Raw genomic sequence first — 21,761 nt, 5'->3', positions numbered from 1 at the left:
CCACAGCAGACGTCGCGCGGCCGGAACTCAGGACGTCCCGTGCTCGTCCGCCGGATCGCTGGCGCGCATTGGCCGGTAGCGGTCCAGCCACACCGGGAAGTCTTCTGCCGGCATCGGCCGGGCAATGAGATAGCCCTGCGCGACATCGCAGCCGAGCGCGCACAGCGCGTCCCAGTGCTGCTGCGTCTCGACGCCCTCGGCCACCACCTTGCGTCCGAGGTCATGCACGAGGTCTATCGTCGAACGGACGATGGCTGCGGAGTCGCTGCTGACCGCCATCGCGCGCACGAATGACTGGTCGATCTTGATGCAGCCGACCGGCAGCTTCTGCAGATAGCTGAGCGAGGAGTAACCGGTTCCGAAGTCGTCGATGTAGAGCCGTATGCCCTCTGCGCGCAAACCGTGCAGCACGCGCAGCGCGAAGTCCGCGTCCTCCATCACGGCGCTCTCGGTGATCTCGATCTCCAGCAGTCCGCTCGCGGTGCCCCAGTGCGCGAGCATCTGGCGGATCTTGTCCACCAGATCCTCGTCGCGCAGATTGCGCGCCGACAGATTCACCGCGATGGGCAGCGCGCGCCCCGCGTCGTCCCACTGCCGGTTCAGGCGCAGCACGCGCGCGATCATCCACTCGGCGAGCGGCCGGATCAGGCCGGTGTGCTCGGCCAGTTCGATGAACTCGGACGGCGGAATCAGGCCACGCGTCGCGTGCTGCCAGCGCACCAGCGCTTCGGCACCGCAGACGATGCCGCTGCGCATGTCGACCTTGGGCTGCAAGTACAGCCGCAGGTCATCCGCCTCGATCGCGCGTCGCAGATCACCGGCCATGTTCAGGCGGTGCGAAGGCGCGGGGTACAGTGCCGGATCGAACACGACGCAGTCGACGCCCTGCCTCTTCGCCTGACGCACGGCGATGTCCATGTGCCGGTAAAGGTCGTGCGGCGTCGATCCGTGATCCGGATACAGCGCGATGCCGGTCCGCGTCGATACATCGATCGGCAACTCGACCAGCTGGAAGGGCTGCGACAGCACCTCGCGCAAGCGACGCGCCATCGACAGCGCCGCGGCACGGTCGCTGTCCGGCAACAGCAGCGCGAATTCGTCGCCGCGCAGTCGTGCGACGAAGACACCGTCCGGCGTCGCACGACTGAGCCGGCCGCCGAATTCGCACAGGATCTGGTCGCCCTGGGTGAATCCGAGCGCGTCGTTGATTTCGCTGAGCCGCTCGATATTCATCTGCAGCAGCGCGAACGGGCGTTCGTGCTGACGGCAGCTGCGCAGCTCGGCCGCCAGCGTGTCGCTGAACAGGGTCTGGTTGGGCAGACCGGTGAGCAGGTCGTACTGGGTCAGCCGGTACATGGCTTCCCGCGTGCGCGCCTGTTCGGCGTGCGTTCGCAGCGTGGATACACCGTAGGCCAGATCGTCGGCCGACTCGCCGATGAGCGCCATTTCCTCGTCGCCGAAACCTTCGCTGGCCGCCCGATGAACGGTCAGCAGACCGATGCCGCTGCCCCCCACCCGCAGCGGGCAGGCGACCACCCCGCCGGGCACGGGAGCCGGCAGCGGTGGCAGCGCGTCGTCACCAGCCGGCTCGGTGCCGCTGACGAAACGCATCTGCCCGTCGGCGACGATGGCGTCCATCGCCGCGCGCCGCGCTGGCGCGTTGGCGGCCGCCCATGCGCGCAGTCCGTCGATGCCGTCCGGATGGCCGCACTGGGCGGTCGGAACATAGTTACCGGCAGCGTCGCGCAACCAGACTACCGCCATCGGGTAGGCGCCGATTTCAACCAGCGCGCGACACATGCTGTCCAGCAGTTCGCGCTCGCCGGTGGCGCGCAGCATCGCGCGATTGCCCGCGCTGAGCGTGCGCAGGGCACGGCTCACCTGTTCCAGCTCGCGCACGCGCTGCTCGAGTTCGCCGTTGAGCAGACGTATCCTTTCCTCGGCGCGCTTGCGCTCGGTGATGTCAGCGCCCAGCACGTAGTAGCCGGTCACCTCGCCGCGTTCGTCCTGCCGCGGCATGTAGTTGATCACCTGCCAGACGCCCGGAAAGGGTTCCCAGTCGTAGTTCTGCGGCTCGCCCTTCAGGACTTTCTCGATCAGCGGCGCGGCGATCGCGTAGCGCGTCTCGCCGAGCACCTCGCGCACCGAGCGACCGGCGATGTCGGGGTGATGAGGCGCAAAGCGCTCTCTGTAGTGGCGGTTCACATACACATAGCGCTGCTGCGCATCGACATAGGCGATCAGCGCCGGCACACGGCTGATGACCGTGCGCAGATGCCCTTCGCTCGCACTCAGCTGTCGCCGTATCAGCCCGTAGGTGGCGCCGAGCAGCGCAAGCATCAGTATCAGCACGGCCCCGCCGGCACCGACCAGCAGGTCGCTCGAGTGCTTCTGCGCGACGTTCCGGTCGACCAGGAGCCGACGCTCCTCGTTGTCCATCTCGCCCAGGATGCGATCGACGCGCTCGCGCGTCTCGCGCAGCGGCGCCGCGGCCACGAAGGCGTTGGCGGCGTCCTGGCCTTCGTTCCTGCGCAGCGCTTCGATCCGGCGCGAGAGGCCCAGCCGCTGGTCGATCACCGCGCGCAGCTGTGTCCAGCGCGCGCTCTGCGCCGGATGGTCGGAGGTGAGCGTGCGCACGCGGTCCAGCTCGATCTCGCGGCGAGCAATCGCCCGGTCGCGCTCGTTCAGCCGCGCCGGATCGCCGGTCAGCCGGAAGTTCTGTGTGCTGAGTTCTATCTGCAGCGTCTCGACGCGCACGCGCGCCAGGCCGTTCAGCACGTCGTGCGTGTGCGCCACGCGCAGCGCGGCCGCATTGGCGTCGTCGGCAACCTTCCAGGTCATTGCCGCCATGCCGGACACAATCAGCACGGCCAGCAGGAATGCGCCAAGAATCCGCCTTTCGAACCGTGACGATACGGACCGGGCGGAATGCCTGTCGCTCACCTCAGTGACCGCTTTCCCCGTCGGCCGGCTTCACGTCGAACGCGATGCAGATGCGTTCCTCGTTCGATTCGAACGGAATCGTCCGGTGGAACAGCGAGGACGGGAACAGCACGATGTCGCCGACCGCCGGCAGCAAGGTCTTGCGCGGAAAATCGTCGTGCTCGCGCGGATAGTCGTCACCGTCGGTGCTGAATTCGATGCCGCCGGCAGTGCTGCCTGCCGGCCGGTCCGACGGCATCGCCAGGTAGAGCACGCCGGACAGCCAGCCCTCTTCGTGGATGTGCGAGGTCAGGTGGCCGCCCTTGCTCATCTTCACGTACCAGGAACTGGCGAATTCGGTGCGCACCGGGAAGTCCTGCGCATAGACGCAGTCGTGCGCCGCCAGCGTGGCGCGGTAGCGCGCCACCTCGTCGCGGATCAGCCCGACCAGCCGCGCGATCGACGCTTCGGCGCGGCGGAACAGGTGGCCGGAGGACTGGATGCCGTAATACAGCCGCCCCTGCTTGCGGCTCTGGATGTCGGCGTTCGCGATATCGCGCAGCAGATCGGCGCGCAGGCTGTCACCGGCGTCGGTCAGCGCGTCGAGGTGACCGTGATGGACCAGCGCCAGCGGGTCCGGGCAGAAGCGGTAGGTGTCTGCAGTGCGCCGGTTGCGCGCGTGGTGGGCGGACAGCGTGGCAATCATCGGCGAGCGGTGGCGGGTGTCGAGCAGACCGTGCAGCCGCGCCTCGAATTCGTCGCTGCGGCGCAGCTTGTACAGGCAGTACAGCACGCGGTCCTGCCAGTCGAGCACGCGGGCGCACTCGAAATACGGCAGCGCCTTGTCGTACTCGTGCAGGTCGTGGTGCAGCAGGCCGAGGTTGTAATTGGCCATGCCGTGCTCCGCATCGAGCGCGAGCGCGGCGCGGAAGGCGGCCAGCGTGCCCTCGCCGTCGCCCTGGTCGCGCAGGATTTCGCCGAGATTGCTGTGCGCGTCGGCATAGGCCGGCGCCAGCGCAATGGCGCGGCGGTAGCTTTCGGCCGCATCCATCATCAGGCCATAGGCGCGCTGCGCGGTACCGAGGTTGAACCAGGCGGTCGCCGTCGGCTGGATGTCCAGCGCCTTCTGGTAACAGGCCACCGCCTGCTCGGCGTCACCCGCCTTCTGCAGCGCCGCGCCCAGATTCGACCACGCCTCGACGAAACCCGGCTCGGCCTCGACCGCGCGCCGGTAGGTCGCGATCGCGTCGCTCCGCGCGCCCTGCCGGTCGAGCACCGTGCCGAGGTTGAACAGCGCCAGCGCGAAGCGCGGCTGCAGCGCGATGGCGCGGCGGTAGCTGGCGGCCGCGTCATCGCGACGGCCGAGCGCGTCCTGCACGACGCCCATGTTGTAGAGCAGTTCGGGGAAATCGCGCTTGATCGCCACGGCGCGTGTGTAGGTGGCGAGCGCCTCGTCCAGCCGGCCGCGCTGCTGCTGCACCAGACCGAGGTTGCTGAGCAGTTCGGCCGAGCCGGGATTCGCCTTCACCGCGGCAGCGAAAGCGGCCTCCGCCTCGTCCAGCCGGCCGAGGCTGGCCAGTGCCGACCCGAGCACGCTGTGTAGCACCACGGCGCTGGGGTAGCGGGCAAGCAACTGGCGCGCCGCGTTCGCCGCCTCGGCCAGACGACCGGCGTTGTACAGATTGAATACCGGCTGCAGTTCGCCGGGGCCGGGCTGACGGACGGGGGCTTGCGTGGGCTTCATGATGTCGGTGCGGGTAACGGGTCGGAGCGGACGCCGGGCGCATATATATAGCGAGCAAAGCGGCAGCGCCAGTTGACCGCGCTCAGTCCTCCGTACGAAGTGCAATGCAGCAATCGGCCGCCACGGTTTGCGAAGACCGCGTGACGGGCTGTCCATCCAGCAGCACGACACCGGCATCGATCAGGCGCTGCGCTGCAGCACGCGACGGCGCCAGCCCGCGCTCGACCAGCAGCGCGTCGATGCGCACCCGGCCGTGGCGCTCCGGCGCCGGTCTTTCCTTGGCGGCGGGCTCCGGCGCCGGTCGGGCGCTGCGACGATGGAATGACTTCATCGCTGCCCCGGCATCACCAGCACCGACGGATAGGGTGCGTCCGGCAGCACCTTGGCCGGCACGCCCCACGGGGTCGCATCGGGCGGCGGATCGGCGGTTTCCAGTTTCACGATCCGCCGCTGCGTCGCCTCGTCCGGCGCGTCCTCGACCCAGGTGACGCGCAGCCACAGGCCGTCGCGCAGCGCCAGCGGCGGTGTCTGCGCGTTGGTGAAGGCGGCCTGGTGCGCCCCGGGCGACCAGATGAAGGTGACGCCACCGACCACGATACGCTCCCAGTTCTGGAAACGGCGCGTGCTGCCCTGCCCAGGATGGGTGATGTCCTCGCGCCACTGCGCGTGCGCGAACACCGGGCCTTCTACCGTCAGCACGCGACCGGCCATCATGTGTTCGACCAGCCGGTTGCGGTCCCAGGTATTGACGCCGTAACCGAGCGCGGCGATCAGCAGCGCAAAAAGGGCAAGCACGCGCGCGGTACCCGACCTCTCGCCGCGCCGGCGCGCGCGCAGCCAGAAGCCTCCTGCCACCGCGAGCAACGCCAGACCGAACAGGACGTAGCCGTGGAACTCTGGGGCGCCCTGCCCGGATACGTCGTAGACCGGCTGCCAGTTCATGGCATGTCCTCGCCGTCGGCGGCGAATTCGTCGAGTCGCCAGCGGCCGCTGGCGTCGGCGCGCAGATGGAAGGTGTAGGGCGCGCAGTACAGCAGGCGATCAGCGCCCTCGGCCTGCGGCCGGGCCTGCGCCAGGCAAGCGCTCAGGCGCGCATCGAACAGTGTGGGCACGACCTGCACGAAGGCGGCGCGGTCGAGGCGGCGGCCTTCGTACAGGAAGGGCAGGCGGGTCAGGTCGGCAATGGCCGCCGCGTCGCGTGCGCGCAGGGCGGCGCGGAAACGTTCGATGAAGGCGTCGACATCACGTCCGGCGTCCGCCGCGCCCGCTGCCGAGGGCGTGCCGGCAACCAGTGCGGCCAGGGCCAGCGCAGCAGCCCTCATTCCGGGTCCTGCGCGCATGCAGGCAGATCCGGCTGTTCGGTGCAGACGCGCGGCCAGGTCGGCAGATCGAGCGCGACCAGCGGGTTGTCCTGCAGCCCGGCGCAGGCACGGTCGGTCGAGGGCAGCACGCACCTGCGCACTTCGCGCCCACCGCGGCCGTCCTGCGCCTCGGCGACCGCCAGCCGGCCGCCGCGGAAGTAGAGCCGCATCAGCAGCGGCGTGTCGTCCGGTCCCTGCACCACCCACAGCGTGCGGCAGCCGGTGTAGTCGCGACCGACGCCGCTGTTGCGCGGAAAGGCGAGCAGGAAGCCGCCCGGGGTGACGTAGGCGCCGGCCTCCGGCGGCGGCGCCTGCAGTGCGCAGTGGCGAGCGTCGGCCGGTATGCCGCCGGGCGCAGCGGCCACGGCAGCGGACAGCGCAGTCAGGGCGGTGACCAGCAGTATCGGCAGGCGGATGTTCATGACGGCTCCGGCGATGACGACGCGATGAGCGCAGTTTAGGCCGCCCAATCGGTTCCCGGCCAGTCATCCATATGGACGCGCGACAGTCCGGAATCCGGACGGCGGCAGCGGTCACCACGTTCGATTCCTGTCCGCGGCGGACTCCGCATCGGCGCGCACCCCGGCGCTGCCCCGTGCAGCGTCCACCGGCCTCCGGCAAGGCTCTCCGCCACGATATGCATTCGGGTAGGGACGGATTCCCGGCTCTGGTACGCGCCTTGCGTCTGCCGCTCCATCCGCGGACACCGATCCGCACAGACGGAGACGACACATGAAGCGATCCACCCTTGCCCTGTTCATCCTCGCCGCGTTCGCCCACAGCGGCCCGGTGCATGCCGGCGTCACCACTGCCGACATCGAGAACGACGCCCGCACGACCGGCGATGTGCTGTCCTGGGGCATGGGGACGGAAGGCCAGCGCTACAGCCCGCTGACGAAGATCAACACCAAGAACGTCAAGCGCCTGGTGCCGGCCTGGTCCTATTCCTACGGCGGCGAGAAGCAGCGCGGCCAGGAAGCGCAGCCGCTGGTGGTGGGCGGCAAGATGTTCATCACCGCGTCCTACTCGCGCATCTTCGCGCTCGATACGAAAACCGGCCGCAAGCTGTGGTCCTACGAGCACCGTCTGCCCGAAGGCATCATGCCCTGCTGCGACGTGATCAACCGCGGCGCCGCGGTGTATGACAACCTGGTCATCTACGCCACGCTGGACGCGCAGCTGGTGGCGCTCGACCAGAACACCGGCAAGGTGGTCTGGAAAGAAAAGATCGACGACTACCAGGCCGGCTACTCGTCTTCGGCCGCGCCCATCATCGCCAAGGGCCTGGTACTGACCGGTGTGTCCGGCGGCGAATTCGGCATCATCGGCCGGGTCGAGGCGCGCGACGCGAAGACGGGCAAGATGGTGTGGGTGCGCCCGACCATCGAAGGCCACATGGGCTACAAGTTCGACGAGTCCGGCAACAAGGTCGACAACGGCATCAGCGGCACCACCAACGCCAGCTGGCAGGGTGACCTGTGGAAGACCGGCGGCGCGGCCACCTGGCTCGGCGGCACCTTCGACGCGAAGACCGGGCTGGCCTACTTCGGCACCGGCAACCCGGCACCGTGGAACAGCCACCTGCGCCCGGGCGACAACCTTTACTCCTGCTCGACGGTGGCCATCGACGTCGCCACCGGCCAGATCAAGTGGCACTTCCAGGGCACGCCGAACGACGGCTGGGACTACGACGGCACCAACGAATTCGTCACCTTCGACGCCGGCGGCAAGCGCCTCGGCGCCAAGGCCGACCGCAACGGCTTCTTCTACGTTCTGGACGCGAACACCGGCAAGTTCGAGCGCGGCTTCCCCTTCGTCAAGAAGCTGGACTGGGCCAAGGGCCTGGACGAGAACGGCCGCCCGATCTATGACCCGGCCAAGCGCCCGGGTGACCCGACCGCCAGCGAGGACGGCAAGAAGGGCTCGGTGGTACACGTGTCCCCGTCCTTCCTCGGCGGCAAGAACCAGATGCCCATGGCCTACAGCCCGGACACCGGTCTGTTCTACGTGCCGGCCAACGAGTGGAGCATGGAAATCTGGAACGAGCCCATCACCTACAAGAAGGGTGCGGCGTACCTCGGTGCCGGCTTCACCATCAAGACGGCCGACGCCAAGGACATCGGTGGCGACTACATCGGCGCGCTGCGCGCGGTCGATCCGAAGAGCGGCAAGGTGGTGTGGGAAATCACCAACAACGCGCCGCTGTGGGGCGGCGCGATGACGACCAAGGGCGGCCTGGTGTTCTGGGGCACGCCGGAGGGCTTCTTCAAGGCAGCCGACGCAAAGACCGGCAAGGAACTGTGGTCCTTCCAGGTCGGCACCGGCATCGTCGCCCCCCCGATCACCTGGGAACAGGACGGCGAACAGTACGTCGCCGTGACGGCCGGCTGGGGCGGCGCAGTGCCGCTGTGGGGCGGCGACGTCGCCAAGAAGGTGAGCTATCTGAACCAGGGCGGTTCGATGTGGGTATTCAAGCTGATGAAGGACTGAGCACCCCACCCGCCGACCCGGCGCTGCGCGACAGCAGCCCGGGGCAACGTCTCCTCATGGTGTTCGCCTGTACCGGGTGAGCGCAACCGGCGCCTCGTGCGCCGGTCTTTTTTTGTACTTCTGCACATGGACATGAGCACCCGCACCGCCGCCGCCCTGCTCGGCCTCGCCCTGCTGATCGCCAGCCTGCCCGAAACCACGACCGACGCCCCCACCCGCACCGTCGCCGCATCGGCGCGCTGAGCTCCCGGCGGGCCCTTGAGAGAGCGAGCTTGCTCGCGATGGCAGGCTGACCCGAAGCCGCTGCTCACCCACGGTCCGACGATTCCGGCGCGAACGCGTGCGATGTCACAGCGGGCACCGGCTTATCGTGTCACGATGCGGCCCGCTTCACATTCCATCCGCATCCACACGGGACTCCTCATGAAGAAAGCCGCCGCGCTCGCCGTCATCGCCCTTCCGCTCATCGCCTACACCGGCGGCGCCTGGTATCTGGGCCAGCGCATCGAGAACTCGCACAATGCCCAGGCCAAGCAGACCGAAGGCATCCCGAACGTGAAGCTGGTAAAGCGCGACTACCAGCGTGGCGTGTTCTCCTCGACCGAAACCGTCACCATCGAACTGATGGGCGACACTGCGCGCGCGCTGCAGGCCGCCGGTGAAGAAGCCATCGAACCGATACGTCTGACCGTGCGCACCGACATCCGCCACGGTCCGTGGATAGGCGGCGCCGAGTTCGACGCCGGCGCCGCACAGTCGGAACTGGTGCTCGAAGGCGAGGCGCTCGAAATGGTGCGCAAGGTGTTCGGCGACCGCAAGCCGCTCGACATCCGCACCGTCTACCACTTCGCCGGTGGCGGCCGCAGCGAACTGTCCAGCCCGGCCTTCGTGTTCGAGGTGCCGGCGGAGGACGACGACGACGCGATGCGCGTGAGCTGGGACGGCATCACGGCCCGCATCGACTTCGCCGAAGGCATGACGCAGTACACGATGAGTGGCGCTGCACCGAAGCTGGAAGTGACCGACGCCGCCGGTTCGCGCATGGCGATGACCGGCCTCGCCTTCAGCGGCGACCAGACGCGGCTGTTCGACGACGACCCGCTGCTCTACGCCGGCTCGCAACGCTTCACCGTGGACGCCATCAGCTTCCACGATCGCTCCGGCAGCGCGGCACTGCCCAAGGTGGAACTGGCCAAGCTGGTGTACGAGGTCGACATCCCGAAGGACGGCGACTTTGTCGATCTGGTGGCCCGCATCGGCGCCGAGAAATTCGAAGTGGCCGGCACGGGCTACGGCCCGGCGCACTACGACTTCTCGCTGCGTCACCTGCACGCGCGCACGACCTCGCGGCTGTATCGCAGCTTCATGACGATGTCGGCCGATCCCGCGCTGATGACGAATCCGGAGGCGATGCAGGCGCAGATGGGGCAGCTGATGGGGCCGGCAATCGAACTGCTGGGCCATGCTCCAGTCGTGGCCATCGACCGCCTGGCCTTCAACACGCCGCAAGGCCCGACCTCGCTCAGCGCGAAGGTATCGCTACCGGGCATCACGCCGGATGAGCTGGCCAATCCGCTGGGTCTGATCGGCAAGGTCGATGCCAGCGGCGCCGTATCGCTGCCGGAGGCACTGGTACGCAGCATGATGGTCGAACGCAACAAGGCCGGCCTGCTGGCCGTGGTCGGCGACGAGGCCGATCCGGACGAGCTTGCGACCATGGCCGACGCCCAGTTCGAACAGACGCTGCAGCCGTTGACCAGCCAGGGCTACGTTACGCGCGCCGACGGCCAGCTGTCGGCCAAGATCGCCTTCAGCAAGGGCCAGCTCACGGTGAACGGCCTGCCCTTCAACCCGGCCGCGATGGCGCAGCCGGCACCGTCGGCACTGGCCGAGTAAGTCAGCCGGGCCGCGTCGGCGACGACGCGGCCGGCCTCCGGCGGCGCTCGTGCAGGCCGGCGCCCAGCCACAGCAGCGACAGCCCGGCCAGCATCAGCAGCGACATGCGCGGCTCGGGCACTGGCGCCACCGCGACCGAATTCAGCGCGAAGTTGCTGCCCTGGCTCACACCGGGTGGCAGCACCGTTATGAACCCGCGTCGCAGCGAGAACGCCAGGGGGTCGAAGTCGGCCGGAATGCTGTCATCGACCAGCACGCCGGGCTGCGTCGTACCGGCCACCGAGAAGCTCAGTTGCAGGAAACGCACCACATCTGGGGTCGCAGCTTCCGCCACCGCCACGCGGAAGTAGAGGCTGTCGCGATACAGCCCCGCGGAGAAGTCGTCGTTGATCACGTCGATCTCGCTGTTCGGCGACTGCGCCGTGTACTGGGTGAAGCTCAGCGCGCCTATCGTCGCGCTGAAGCCGGAAATCGCTCCCGGGTAGTAGCCGATCCAGTTCAGCGGCTGGCCGTCGGCGACCGTCGGGTCATACAGCAGCGAGCCTGTGATCGCGTCACCGACATCGATGCCGGGTATCGCATAGCCCGCGCTGAGGCTGTCCACGACGCCGGAGAAACTGAGCCGCGTCACCGCCTCGGCCGGCACCGTTGCCAGCATCGCCGCCACCGTCGCGACAGCCGCACACGCGCGCTGCATTGCCCGCAATCCACCGAGTTTCATCTGCTCTCTCCTCTTTGTTGTCTGAACTTTCAGTCAAGCAGGCGCCGACGACGTTGCGTTGATCCGGATCAGTCTTGCGCGCGGTCAGCCGGCCAGGTCGTCCGGCGTCAGTTCGGCGGCGATGCCGGCAGCCAGTTCGAACAGCCGCTCCGCCTCGTCGGCGTCGAACTCGCCGTGCTGTCGCTTGCGCACGCCGTGCTCGTGCAGCAGCAGGTGGCGGGTCGGCACGACGTCGCGCTGCGCCAGGCTGCTGCGCACGCATTCCAGCGGGCAACCGTCGAGCGCGAGAATGGGGCGACCGGAGCGGGCAATGCGCACCAGGTGATCGACGTTGCCGCCGACGCCGGCGATGCAGGACATCTCGGCCCGCTCACTGCGGTCCAGCTTCACGGCGATGTGATTGGCCATCTGCGCAGCGCTGGAACAGCCGGAGCAGGCGTAGACGAGGGGCAACTGGCGGTGACGGGCGCTCAAGACGATTCTCCTTGCCGGTGCGTCAGCGCCGCTGGCAACCGGCGCTGAAGGCTGTTCGCATCCACCGACCGCGCCCCGGGCCGCCTCGCGCCAGCGAGACACGACAGACGGGGGCGAAACAGGTGTCGGCTACGGACGGGCTTCCGACAGTCTGGAGGGCCGGCTTTCGCGCCGCCTTGCGCTGCGACAAGGATTGCGCGAACCACCGCCGGTCCATGCTGTCACGATGGATGTCTGCCCTGTACGGCAACGAAGGAGAGCGACATGGCTGAAACCGACGCTGCAGCCCTGGCACTGGCGAAACCCGCGCCACGCGTGCCGCGCTCGACCGCCCAGCGCATCAGTGCGATCCGGCGCTGGACACCTGTCCTGTGGTCGATCCGCATCGAGCGGCCGGCCGACTACCTCTTCCAGCCGGGCCACTACGCCCGCCTCGGGCTGCCGGTCGACACGCCGGAGGCCGCGGTCTGGCGTCCTTACTCCATCGTATCGGCGACCACCGACAGCGAACTGGAATTCCTGCTGGTGCTGATTCCGGGCGGTGCCTTCACCTCGCAGCTGGCCGCACTGCGCGAGGGCGACACCGTGCTGCTGGAGCAGGCGGTATTCGGCTTCTTCCTCGACAGCCAGCTGGCGCCCGGCGACACGCTGTGGATGCTGGCGACCGGCACCGGACTCGGCCCCTACGTTTCGCTGCTGCGCACGCCCGGCGCGCTCGACCGCTACGCGCGCGTGGTGCTGGTACACAGCGCGCGCCACGCGGACGAACTGGCCTACCGTGACGAGATCGAAGCCCCGGCCGCGGTGTCGCACGGCCGGCTGAGCTATGTGCCCATCGTCACGCGCGAAGCAGGTGTCAGCGCCTTGACCGGCCGCATCCCGCAGCTGATCTCGGACGGCGCACTGCAGGCGCACGTCGGGCGCACGCTGGAGCCGGCCGACAGCCGCATCATGGTGTGCGGCAACCCGGAATTCACCACCGAAATGCGCGCACTGCTGGCCGAGCGCGGCTTCACGCCCTGCCGGCGCAACAGTCCGGGCAGCATGCTGTTCGAGAAGTACTGGTAGGGCACGGTCAGCGCGGTACCCGCCACAGATACCAGCTGGCGGCGGTGCGGTGCGGCGACCAGGGCAACGCCAGTTCGGCCATCTGTCGCGGCGTCGGCGGGCGGTCGAGACGCCGCAACCGACGGTAGCCCTCGCGCACGCCGAGGTCGTCGGCCGGCAGCAGATCGGTGCGGCCCAGCGTGTAGATGAGCATCATCTCCACCGTCCACCGGCCGATGCCGTGCAGCGCGGTCAGCCGGGCGACGAGCGCTTCGTCGTCCATGCCGCGCGCCTGCGCCAGCGTCGGCACGACGCCGCTGCGGGCCGCTTCGGCGATGCCGCGTATCGTGTCCGCCTTGCGGCCGGAGAAACCGCAGCCGCGCAGCGCGTCCGGCGAGGTGGCGCAGACCTGCTCCGGTGACGGAAAATCACCTTCGCCGTAAAGCGCCAGAAAGCGCGCGATCATCGTGTCGCCGGCGCGCACGCTGAGTTGCTGGTAGGCCACCGCGCGCAGCAGCGCCTGCCACGGCTCGCGCGCCGGTTTGGGCGCGTGCAGGCAGGGGCCGACCGTGGCGACCAGCGCCGCCCAGTCGTCGTCCAGCGCGGCCAGAAAGTGCGCTGCTTCGTGGTGGTGATGCATCGTGTCGAGGGTGTCCATGTCAACGTAGTATCGCGACCGTGGCCGGGCGATGTCGACCGTGACTTGCCTGCGGAAGGACCCGTTCGGGCGGCCTCAGCCACCGCCAGCGGCTTGCCGAAGCCGCGTCGCGGTCAGAAGACCGCTCCCACAGGGGTGGTGCGCCCGATCGACGACCTGAGCCTCGATCGGGGTTCTGTGGGAGGGGTCTTCTGACCCCGACAGCGGCCGGGATCGAAGCTTGCTGACTGCGGCGACCCACCCGGATTCGAAAGCAATCGGCGGAGTGCGTCGTCGGTGCACAGCGATTAATGTCCCGGTATCGACCACCCGAAAGAAGCGGAAGCACGATGACGAACACCGCCAGCCGCCGTGAGGCACGCGCCGCAGCCACGCTGGCCGACCCGCGCTGGGCGACGGTACGGGCGCGCGATGCGGGTGCCGACGGACAGTTCGTCTACGCGGTCAGCAGCACCGGCGTGTACTGCCGCCCGTCCTGCGGCGCGCGCACGCCGCGGCCGGAGAACGTGACCTTTCACGCCCGCCGCGCCGACGCCGAGGCGGCCGGCTTCCGGCCCTGCAAGCGCTGCCGGCCGGACCTGCCGCCCCTGGCCGAGCGGCAGGCCGCCATGGTGGCCGCACTGTGCCGGCAGATCGACGACGCCGACACGCTTCCTTCGCTCGACGCACTGGCCGCGTCAGCCGGGTTCAGTCGCTTCCACCTGCTGCGCGTGTTCAAGGCACACACCGGGCTGACACCGCGCGCCTGGGCGGTGGCACGACGCGCGGCACGACTGCGCGAGCGGCTGGCCGACGGCGCCAGCGTGACCGAGGCCATCGTGGACGCCGGCTACGGTTCGACCAGCCGGGTGTACGAAAAAGCGGCCCAGCCGCTCGGCATGACGCCGCGTCGCTATCGCGCCGGCGGCGCCGACACCGACATCCGCTTCGCCATCGCGCAATGCGCGCTCGGCGCACTGCTGGTCGCAGCCAGCACGCAGGGCGTATGCGAGATCGCGCTGGGCGACGACGCCGACGCGCTGGCACGCGCACTGCAGGACCGCTTCCCACAGGCACGCCTCAGCGGCGACGATGCCGACTTCGCGCGTCTGGTGGCGCAGGTGGTCGGCTTCGTCGAGGCGCCGCGCATCGGTCTGGCGCTGCCGCTGGACATCCGCGGCACCGCCTTCCAGCAGCGCGTGTGGGCGGCGCTGCGCGCGATCCCGCCGGGCCACACGCTGAGCTATACCGAACTGGCGCAGCGCGTCGGCGCACCGAACGCGGTGCGCGCGGTGGCCAGCGCCTGCGCCGCCAATACGCTGGCGGTGGCGGTGCCCTGCCACCGCGTCGTGCGCACCGACGGCAGTCTGTCGGGCTATCGCTGGGGCGTGGCGCGCAAGCGCGCACTGCTCGACCGCGAGCGCAGCGACTGATGGACCTGTTCGACGAACAGGAACGCGAGGCCGGCATCTACGCGCTGGCGCCCGGTGCCGCGCTGCTGCGTGGCTGTGCGCGCGACGTCGCGCCGACACTGCTGGCCGCGATCGACGACATCGCCGCCAGCGCGCCCTTCCGTCACCTGATCACGCCCAGCGGCCACACGATGTCGGTGGCCACCACCAGCTGCGGCGCGCTGGGCTGGCACTCGGACGAACAGGGCTACCGCTACACCTCGCGTGACCCCGGCAGTGAGCGACGATGGCCGGCGATGCCGGCCTGCTTCAGCGCGCTCGCACACGACGCCGCGGCGCGCGCCGGTTTCCCCGGATTCGCGCCCGACGCCTGCCTGATCAACCGCTACGTGCCGGGCGCCAGGCTCACGCTGCACCAGGACCGCAACGAGCGCGATTACGGCGCGCCCATCGTGTCGGTGTCGCTCGGCATTCCGGCCGTCTTCCTGTTTGGCGGCCTGCGGCGGATCGACCCGACGCGGAAGCTGCGTCTGGTGCATGGCGACGTGGTCGTGTGGGGCGGCCCGTCGCGGCTGCGCTTTCACGGTGTGCTGCCGCTGGCGCACGCCGAGCATCCGCTGACCAGCGCCTGCCGCATCAATCTCACCTTCCGCGCGGCGGCCTGAAACCGCCGGCGTTCAGGCCAGCAGCGCCTGCATGATGCGACGGTGCATGGCGCGCGGCGTGATGCGGGTGGACCACGCCGACAGCTTGTTCAGGATCCCGGGCACCAGGCAGGCGCGTCCGTCATCGAGCGCGCGCAGGCCGGCTTCGGCCACCGGTCGCGGCTGCATCAGCATCAGCTTCAGCGTGGCCGATGCCTCGTGCCCGGCGGTGCGGGTGAAAGCGGTGTCGGTCAGGCCGGGCGCCAGCACGGTGACGGTGACCCCATGCGGCGCCAGTTCGTCGTGCAGGGCTTCGCCCAGACTGAGCACGTAGGCCTTGGTCGCCGCGTAGGCGGCGTAGACCGGCGACGCCATGAAGCCGAGCAGGCTGGCCACCAGCAGCATGCGACCGTCGCCGCGGCGGCGCATGTCCTCGCCGTAGAGGCGGGCGAGCTGGGTGAGCGCCGACACGTTCACGTCCAGCATCTGCTGCAGGCGCCGCGAATCCGCCTCGACGAATTCGCCGTGCACGCCGAATCCGGCATTGTTGATCAGCGTGTCGACACGCAGCCCCAGTCCGTCGGTCCGTCGCTTCAGTTCGATCGCCGCGTCCGGCTGCGACAGATCCAGCGCTGCCACCCGGACGGCAACCCGATGGGCGGCCGTCAGTTCGGCGGCCAGCGTCTCCAGCGCCTCGACGCTGCGCGCCACCAGCAACAGATTGCGTCCGCGCGCCGCGAGCAGGCGCGCGAACTCGACACCCAGTCCGCTAGACGCGCCGGTCACCAGCGCCCAGCCGCTTCCATTTTCTGCACTCATGTCCGTCTCCCTCTTTGTCGTGCGCCGGTCGAGTCCGGGGCGTCGCGCATCTTTCGTGCGGTGGTAAAGCGTCTGCCTGACTCTTTGGATATAGACCTCACGATCGAGCGTTGCCGGTTGGCGCACGGTCTGCTGTTAATCTCGCGGAAAGCGGGCGACCCAGCGGTCGCCGGAACGTCGCCATGCGAGCTCACGCCGTGCACCTTCCCATCCACGTAGACCCGACCCTGGACAGCACGCTGCAGGCGCAGATCGTCGCCCAGATGCGCGCGCTGATCGAGCACCACCTGCTGCCGCCCGGCGCGCCGGTGCCGGCGACGCGTGACCTTGGGCGACAGATCGGCGTATCGCGCAACACGGTCACCGCCGCCTACGAGGAACTGATCGCGCAGGGCTATCTGTACACCGAGCGCGCGGTCGGCACCTTCGTCGCGAAGACGCTGCCCGACACCCTGATACGCTCACCGGACAGCATCGACGACCTGCGCAGCGGCGCCGAACACCGTGCGCTGAACCTGCCGCTGCCCTACGGCGGCCGCGGCCTGACCGGCCTGCATCGTCCGGCCCAGCCCGGCCTCGCAGCCGACTTCGTGTTCGGCCGCGCCGACCCGCGCAGCTTTCCGGAACGCATCTGGCGCAAGCTCATCGTCGAATGCCTGGGCGGCGCGGCCGAGCGCATGAGCGAGTACAGCCACCCGGCCGGTCTGCCCGAACTGCGCCAGCTCATCGTGAACCACCTCGCCACTACGCGCGGCATGGTGGCCTCGACCGAACAGCTGCTGCTGGTGGCCGGCTTCCAGCAGGGCATCGATCTGGTCGCGCACCTCTTTGTCGGCACCCGTACGCCGGTCGTGATGGAGGCGCCCACCTACCGCGGTGCGGCCTTCCTGTTCGAAAGCTATGGCGCCCAGGTCATTCCGGTGGCGGTCGATGCGCACGGCGTGGACGTTCGACAGCTGCCGCAGCGGCGGGTGAAGCTGGTCTATGTCACGCCGTCGCACCAGTTCCCGACCGGCGGCACCATGCCGCTGCACCGGCGCCTCGCGCTGCTCGAATGGGCCGCGCGCAACGGCGCCTACATCCTGGAAATCGACTACGACGCCGACTACCGCTACGAAGGCGCGCCGCTGCCGACGCTGCAGTCGCTGGACCGCAACGGCTGCGTCATCTACGTCAATTCATTCACCCGCACGCTCGGCCCCGGCCTGCGCATCGGCTACATGCTGCTGCCGCGCGACCTGGTGCGCACCGCGGTAACGATCAAGTCGCTGATGGACAACGGCCTACCCTGGCTGGAACAGGCCACGCTGGCGCAGTTCATCCGCGACGGCAGTTACGACACCCATCTGCGCCGGCTGCGCACCGCCCACGAAGCGCGGCGCAACGCGCTGGTCGGCGCGCTGCGCACGCGTTTGCCCGAAGTGCGCGTCCAGGGCGCCGACGCCGGCCAGCACGTATTGCTGCGCCTGCCCGAATCCTGTCCGCCTGCGGTCGAGGTACAGGCTGCCGCACGCAGCTTCGGCACCGGCGTCTATCCGCTGTCCGACAGCCCGGTGTGGTTCCACGAACTGCTGCCGGGGCACGAACGCTGCCTGATGCTGGGCTACGGGCATCTGGCGGAGGAGCAGATCGAGCGCGGGATCGAGGGGCTGGCGCAGGCGCTGGATAGTCGAGCAGATTCCCGTCAATAAAACCGGTTACCTAACTCTATCCAAGCCTTGATGAATCAAGGCAATAGAACTAGCATCGCGCGCAGTCAACGAGCACTTTTCCGGCGAAGCAGGTCTACAAGGTATCCACAGTTCTGCCGCCACAGGAGCATCCCGTCTTCATGACACATTCCCGAACGGGCTCGCCCGGGAACCCGCCGCCCGAGCGGTCCGAACAACCCGCCTACAGCGCCAGCGAGGCTGCCCGCATCCTCGCGCTGCCTGCTGCAACAGTGAAGGCGTGGTGCTTCGGTCAGAAGTACCGAAGCAACGCCGGGGAAGAGAAGACTTTCCAGCCGGTCATCGCACCGGCCGGAGCGTCCGAGCGCCTGCTCTCTTTCGCCAATTTGTGCGAACTGCATGTGCTTTCGGCCATCCGCCGGCGCCATCACGTATCGCTGCACAAGGTGCGTGCAAGCGTTCAGTACGTGCAGGAGCACCTGGGGTCGGCACGACCGCTGCTGGACACTCAGTTCCAGACCAACGGAATCGACCTCTTCGTCGAACATACCAGCAAATTGCTGAACGTATCCCGTAGCGGACAGCAAGCCCTGCGGGGCGACTTCGAACGCGCACTCGCGCGCATCGAGCGCAACGAAGCCGGCAAACCTATCCGGCTGTTTCCTTACGTGCACCCGAATCAACAGGACGGTTCGCGTGTGGTGGCGGTCGATCCGACCCTGTCCTTTGGTCGCCCTGTTCTTCTGAGGGCTGGAGTCAAGACGGATGTCATCGTGAGTCGTTTTGCAGCGGGCGACTCGATTCAGGAGATGGCGGAGGATTACCAGGTCGCCATTAACGAGATCGAAGAAGCACTGCGTTTTGGTCAACGCGTCGCTGCCTGAGGCATTCACGCTCTTCATTGACCGCGACGCCTGGAGCGCGAAGCTTGATCGCGCCCTTCGCGCCGCCGAAATTCCTTTCGTCGCTCACAGGGACCTCTTTGCCCACGACACGCCGGACGAGAAATGGCTTGCGGAAGCGGGCCGCCGTGGCTGGCTGGTTCTGACACGAGACCAGAACATCCGTCGCCGCCCGGACGAACTCAAGGCCTTGCGCGACGCTGGCGTCCTCCTTTTTGCGCTGACATCGGGCAACCTTTCCGCTCAGGAAACAGCGGATCTGGCCGTTTCCTGCTGGCCAAGAATGATCAGGCTCGCCGAAACGACGACTCGCCCCGCCATCTTCTCGATTACCCGTAGCGGAGATATCCGCCGGATCGAGCGCTAGAGCCATCAAACCTGCCCGAGAGCAGATTGACGGTTCCCCGTTGTGCAGTCCGTTCGCACTTTCCCCGCTGGCACCATCCTTTTTTCTCCGACTGGCCCTGTCTCCCCTCACCGCCACTGACTAACTTTCATCCGGCAGACATCGGGACCGGGCTCCGCAGAGAGCCCGCCCATCCACCCCTTGTCACCTTTTCTACCGGGAGAAAGCCATGTCCACCCATTCGAGCGAAACCCTTGTCGTGCGCGGCGCCTGTCCGCAGGATTGCCCCGATACCTGTGCCTTCCTGTACCACGTCGAGGACGGCAAGCTGGTCGAGGTGACCGGCGACCCGGATCACCCGATGACGCGCGGCGGGCTGTGCGTGAAGCTGAAGAACTTCGCCGAGCACCACTACAACCCGGACCGCCTGCTGTACCCGATGAAGCGGGTCGGCCCCAAGGGCTCCGGCATGTTCGAGCGCATCAGCTGGGACGAGGCGCTGGCGACCATCAAGTCGAAGTGGACCGACATCATCGCGCAGTACGGCACGCAGGCCATCATGCCGCATGCCTACCTCGGTCATCAGGGCACGCTGAACGGGCTGACCGCCGGCGACGCCTTCTTCAACCGGCTGGGATCGACCGTGGCCGAGAAGACCTACTGCGAATCCGGTTCCTCGACCGCCTGGATCATGACGGTGGGGCCGACCGGCGGCATGGACGTCGAAAGTCTGGCCGTGTCGAAGTACATCATCGTGTGGGGCATGAACATGCTCAACACCAATCTGCACGGCTGGCCCTTCGTGCTGAAGGCCAAGGCCGCCGGCGCCAAGATCGTGGTGATCGACCCGGTGCGCACCCGCACCGCCAAGCAGGCCGACTGGCACATCCGCATCAAGCCGGGCACCGACGCGGCGCTGGCGCTGGGCATGATGAACGTGATTATCAGCGAGGACCTGTACGACCACGACTACGTCGAGAAATACACGCTGGGTTTCGACCAGCTGAAAGCGCGCGCGGCCGAGTTTCCGCCCGAGCGCGTATCGGACATCACCGGCATTCCGGTGGTGGACATCCTGACGCTGGCGCGCGAGTACGCCGGCACCCAGCGCTCGGCGATACGCCAGGGCGTGGCGGTCGAACGCAGCCCCGGCGGCGGCGACGCAGTGCGCGCCATCACCTGCCTGCCGGCGCTGACCGGCGCCTGGCGCTATCCGGGCGGCGGCACCATCGAAATGCCGATCTGGGAATTTCCGTTCAAGTTCGACTTCATGTGCCGGCCGGACTGGATTCCGCCGGGCACCCGGGTGATCAACGAACTGGACCTCGGCGCCGCGCTGACGGGTGCAATGCCGCTCGATCCGCCGATCAAGTCGCTGTTCGTCTACAACTCCAACCCGGTGTCGCAGGCACCAGGCGCCGGCACCATCGTCGAAGGGCTGCAGCGCGAAGACCTGTTCACGGTGTGCAGCGAACTGTTCATCACCGACACGGCCAAGTACGCCGACATTCTGCTGCCGGCGACGATGCAGGCCGAGCAGCTGGACATCATGGTGACCTGGGGCCACCTCTACATGCACCTGAACCAGCCGGCCATCGCGCCGCCCGGTGAGTGCGTGCCCAATGTCGAACTGTTCCGCCGGCTGGCGAAAACCATGGGCTTTACCGACGAGCACTGGGATCTCGACGACTGGGAAATGCTGCGCCGCTGCTATGACTGGGACGCGCCAGTGATGAAGGGCATCACGCTGGAAACGCTGAAGGAGAAGGGCTGGATGCGGCTCGACGTCGGGCTGCCGGACGAGCGCACACCGCATGCCACCGGCGACTTCAAGACGCCCTCGGGCAAGTGCGAATTCGCGTCCAGCCTGGCGGCCGGCGGCAACTTCGTCGTACCGGTCTGGCGCTCCGGCTACGAAGCGATGCAGCCGGGCACGCCGGTCGACCCTGTGCCCAACTACATCCCGTCGGTCGAAACCATGATGCCGGACGGGGCCAGCGCCTTCCCGATCAATCTGGTGTCACCGAAGCCGCACGCCTTCCTGAACACGCAGTACGCGAACGAACCGACGCAGCAGCGGCGCCAGGGCGAGCAGATCATCGTCATCCACCCGATCGACGCCGGCCCGCGCAGCATCGAACAAGGCAGCTATGTGCGCGTGTTCAACGACCGCGGTGCCTTCGAGGCGCGCGCCGAAGTGAGCGAGGACGTGTCACCCGGCCTGATGATGACCAATGTCGGCCACTGGCCGGGACTGAACCGCAGCGGCACCGCGGTCAACTCGACCACCTCGACCCGGCACTGCAATCTCGGCCAGGCAGGCACCTATTCCGACAACCGCGTCGACGTACAGAGGGTCTGAACCATGACCCATGTCGTGACTGACAACTGCCGCGGCTGCCGCTACACCGACTGCGTGGCGAGCTGCCCGGTGGCCTGCTTCCATGTGAACGAGGTGCGCGTCTATATCGACCCGGCGGTGTGCATCGACTGCAGCGCCTGCATTCCGGCCTGCCCGGTGCACGCCATCGTCGAGGAATTCGACCTGGCGGACGACCAGCAGCACTGGATACGCATCAATGCCGAGGCGGCGCAGCGCTATCCGGTCATCCGCGCCCGCCTGCCGCCGCTCGACGGCGCCGACGCGCGGCGGCAGCAGCTGGGACTGTGATGCGC

20 protein-coding genes are annotated in these 21,761 nt (G+C 68.2%); 10 read left to right on the top strand and 10 right to left on the bottom strand.

Annotated elements, in window-relative coordinates; all coding sequences use genetic code 11:
- Positions 1 to 27: 27 nt before the first annotated feature.
- From IV112_RS20200 to IV112_RS20175, 6 genes are all read right to left on the bottom strand, one after another.
- Positions 28 to 2,841 carry an EAL domain-containing protein gene (locus IV112_RS20200; RefSeq protein ID WP_304006760.1) on the bottom strand — a complete coding sequence of 938 codons (2,814 nt, stop codon included), beginning with the start codon at positions 2,839 to 2,841 and terminating at the stop codon, positions 28 to 30.
- Between the two features lie 103 nt (positions 2,842 to 2,944).
- Positions 2,945 to 4,666 carry a tetratricopeptide repeat protein gene (locus IV112_RS20195; RefSeq protein WP_304006758.1) on the bottom strand — a complete coding sequence of 574 codons (1,722 nt, stop codon included), beginning with the start codon at positions 4,664 to 4,666 and terminating at the stop codon, positions 2,945 to 2,947.
- A gap of 82 nt (positions 4,667 to 4,748) precedes the next feature.
- Positions 4,749 to 4,997, bottom strand: coding sequence for a S4 domain-containing protein (locus tag IV112_RS20190; protein ID WP_296808857.1), 249 nt, complete (start codon positions 4,995 to 4,997; stop codon positions 4,749 to 4,751).
- A complete protein-coding gene (locus tag IV112_RS20185) occupies positions 4,994 to 5,608 on the bottom strand; it encodes a hypothetical protein (protein WP_304006757.1) in 615 nt (204 codons plus the stop codon). Before IV112_RS20185 ends, IV112_RS20190 begins: the two co-directional genes overlap by 4 nt.
- Positions 5,605 to 5,988, bottom strand: coding sequence for a hypothetical protein (locus IV112_RS20180; RefSeq protein ID WP_304006756.1), 384 nt, complete (start codon positions 5,986 to 5,988; stop codon positions 5,605 to 5,607). Before IV112_RS20180 ends, IV112_RS20185 begins: the two co-directional genes overlap by 4 nt.
- Complete coding sequence (locus IV112_RS20175) at positions 5,985 to 6,449, bottom strand: hypothetical protein (RefSeq protein ID WP_304006755.1); 465 nt, start codon at positions 6,447 to 6,449, stop codon at positions 5,985 to 5,987. The genes IV112_RS20180 and IV112_RS20175 overlap by 4 nt, the downstream gene beginning before the upstream one ends.
- A gap of 310 nt (positions 6,450 to 6,759) precedes the next feature.
- On the opposite strand from IV112_RS20175, the gene IV112_RS20170 reads away from it, so the two are divergent.
- Together IV112_RS20170 and IV112_RS20165 are read left to right on the top strand one after the other, a co-directional pair.
- Positions 6,760 to 8,517 carry a PQQ-dependent methanol/ethanol family dehydrogenase gene (locus tag IV112_RS20170; protein WP_304006754.1) on the top strand — a complete coding sequence of 586 codons (1,758 nt, stop codon included), beginning with the start codon at positions 6,760 to 6,762 and terminating at the stop codon, positions 8,515 to 8,517.
- Between the two features lie 423 nt (positions 8,518 to 8,940).
- On the top strand, positions 8,941 to 10,413 hold the full coding sequence (locus tag IV112_RS20165) for a YdgA family protein (RefSeq protein WP_304006753.1): 1,473 nt from the start codon (positions 8,941 to 8,943) through the stop codon (positions 10,411 to 10,413).
- 1 nt (position 10,414) lies between these two features.
- On the opposite strand, the gene IV112_RS20160 is transcribed toward IV112_RS20165, so the two are convergent.
- Both IV112_RS20160 and IV112_RS20155 read right to left on the bottom strand, forming a co-directional pair.
- On the bottom strand, positions 10,415 to 11,110 hold the full coding sequence (locus IV112_RS20160) for a hypothetical protein (RefSeq protein ID WP_438362273.1): 696 nt from the start codon (positions 11,108 to 11,110) through the stop codon (positions 10,415 to 10,417).
- A gap of 108 nt (positions 11,111 to 11,218) precedes the next feature.
- Positions 11,219 to 11,608, bottom strand: coding sequence for a putative zinc-binding protein (locus tag IV112_RS20155; protein WP_304006751.1), 390 nt, complete (start codon positions 11,606 to 11,608; stop codon positions 11,219 to 11,221).
- Between the two features lie 264 nt (positions 11,609 to 11,872).
- Here IV112_RS20155 and IV112_RS20150 point away from each other — a divergent pair, with 264 nt between their 5' ends.
- Positions 11,873 to 12,676 (top strand): ferredoxin--NADP reductase, encoded by an 804-nt coding sequence (locus IV112_RS20150; RefSeq protein ID WP_304006750.1) that lies wholly within the window; start codon positions 11,873 to 11,875, stop codon positions 12,674 to 12,676.
- 7 nt (positions 12,677 to 12,683) lie between these two features.
- Here the strand turns inward: IV112_RS20150 and IV112_RS20145 are convergent, their stop codons facing one another.
- A complete protein-coding gene (locus IV112_RS20145) occupies positions 12,684 to 13,313 on the bottom strand; it encodes a DNA-3-methyladenine glycosylase family protein (protein WP_304006749.1) in 630 nt (209 codons plus the stop codon).
- A gap of 329 nt (positions 13,314 to 13,642) precedes the next feature.
- On the opposite strand from IV112_RS20145, the gene ada reads away from it, so the two are divergent.
- Entirely contained in the window at positions 13,643 to 14,725 is a 1,083-nt protein-coding gene (ada, locus tag IV112_RS20140) for a bifunctional DNA-binding transcriptional regulator/O6-methylguanine-DNA methyltransferase Ada (RefSeq protein ID WP_304006748.1), read from the top strand.
- The gene (alkB, locus tag IV112_RS20135) at positions 14,725 to 15,369 is read left to right on the top strand and encodes a DNA oxidative demethylase AlkB (protein WP_304006747.1); all 645 of its coding nucleotides are present in this window, start codon (positions 14,725 to 14,727) and stop codon (positions 15,367 to 15,369) included. Before ada ends, alkB begins: the two co-directional genes overlap by 1 nt.
- A 12-nt stretch (positions 15,370 to 15,381) precedes the next feature.
- On the opposite strand, the gene IV112_RS20130 is transcribed toward alkB, so the two are convergent.
- The gene (locus IV112_RS20130; protein ID WP_304006746.1) at positions 15,382 to 16,167 is read right to left on the bottom strand and encodes an SDR family NAD(P)-dependent oxidoreductase; all 786 of its coding nucleotides are present in this window, start codon (positions 16,165 to 16,167) and stop codon (positions 15,382 to 15,384) included.
- Between the two features lie 182 nt (positions 16,168 to 16,349).
- Here IV112_RS20130 and IV112_RS20125 point away from each other — a divergent pair, with 182 nt between their 5' ends.
- The 5 genes from IV112_RS20125 (at position 16,350) to IV112_RS20105 (ending at position 21,756) form a co-directional block, all read left to right on the top strand.
- Positions 16,350 to 17,858 carry a PLP-dependent aminotransferase family protein gene (locus tag IV112_RS20125; RefSeq protein WP_304006745.1) on the top strand — a complete coding sequence of 503 codons (1,509 nt, stop codon included), beginning with the start codon at positions 16,350 to 16,352 and terminating at the stop codon, positions 17,856 to 17,858.
- Positions 17,859 to 17,998: 140 nt separating this feature from the next.
- A complete protein-coding gene (locus IV112_RS20120; protein ID WP_304006744.1) occupies positions 17,999 to 18,721 on the top strand; it encodes a DUF433 domain-containing protein in 723 nt (240 codons plus the stop codon).
- Positions 18,699 to 19,106, top strand: coding sequence for a hypothetical protein (locus tag IV112_RS20115; RefSeq protein WP_304006743.1), 408 nt, complete (start codon positions 18,699 to 18,701; stop codon positions 19,104 to 19,106). Before IV112_RS20120 ends, IV112_RS20115 begins: the two co-directional genes overlap by 23 nt.
- Positions 19,107 to 19,314: 208 nt before the next feature.
- Positions 19,315 to 21,447, top strand: a complete 2,133-nt coding sequence (locus IV112_RS20110) for a molybdopterin-containing oxidoreductase family protein (RefSeq protein WP_304006742.1) — start codon at positions 19,315 to 19,317, stop codon at positions 21,445 to 21,447.
- Between the two features lie 3 nt (positions 21,448 to 21,450).
- Complete coding sequence (locus IV112_RS20105) at positions 21,451 to 21,756, top strand: ferredoxin family protein (RefSeq protein ID WP_304006741.1); 306 nt, start codon at positions 21,451 to 21,453, stop codon at positions 21,754 to 21,756.
- Positions 21,757 to 21,761 lie beyond the last annotated feature (5 nt).

The sequence above is a fragment of the Methyloversatilis discipulorum genome, from assembly GCF_018780585.1.
Taxonomy (GTDB): domain Bacteria; phylum Pseudomonadota; class Gammaproteobacteria; order Burkholderiales; family Rhodocyclaceae; genus Methyloversatilis; species Methyloversatilis discipulorum_B.
This window is presented reverse-complemented; position numbering and strand designations above follow the sequence as displayed.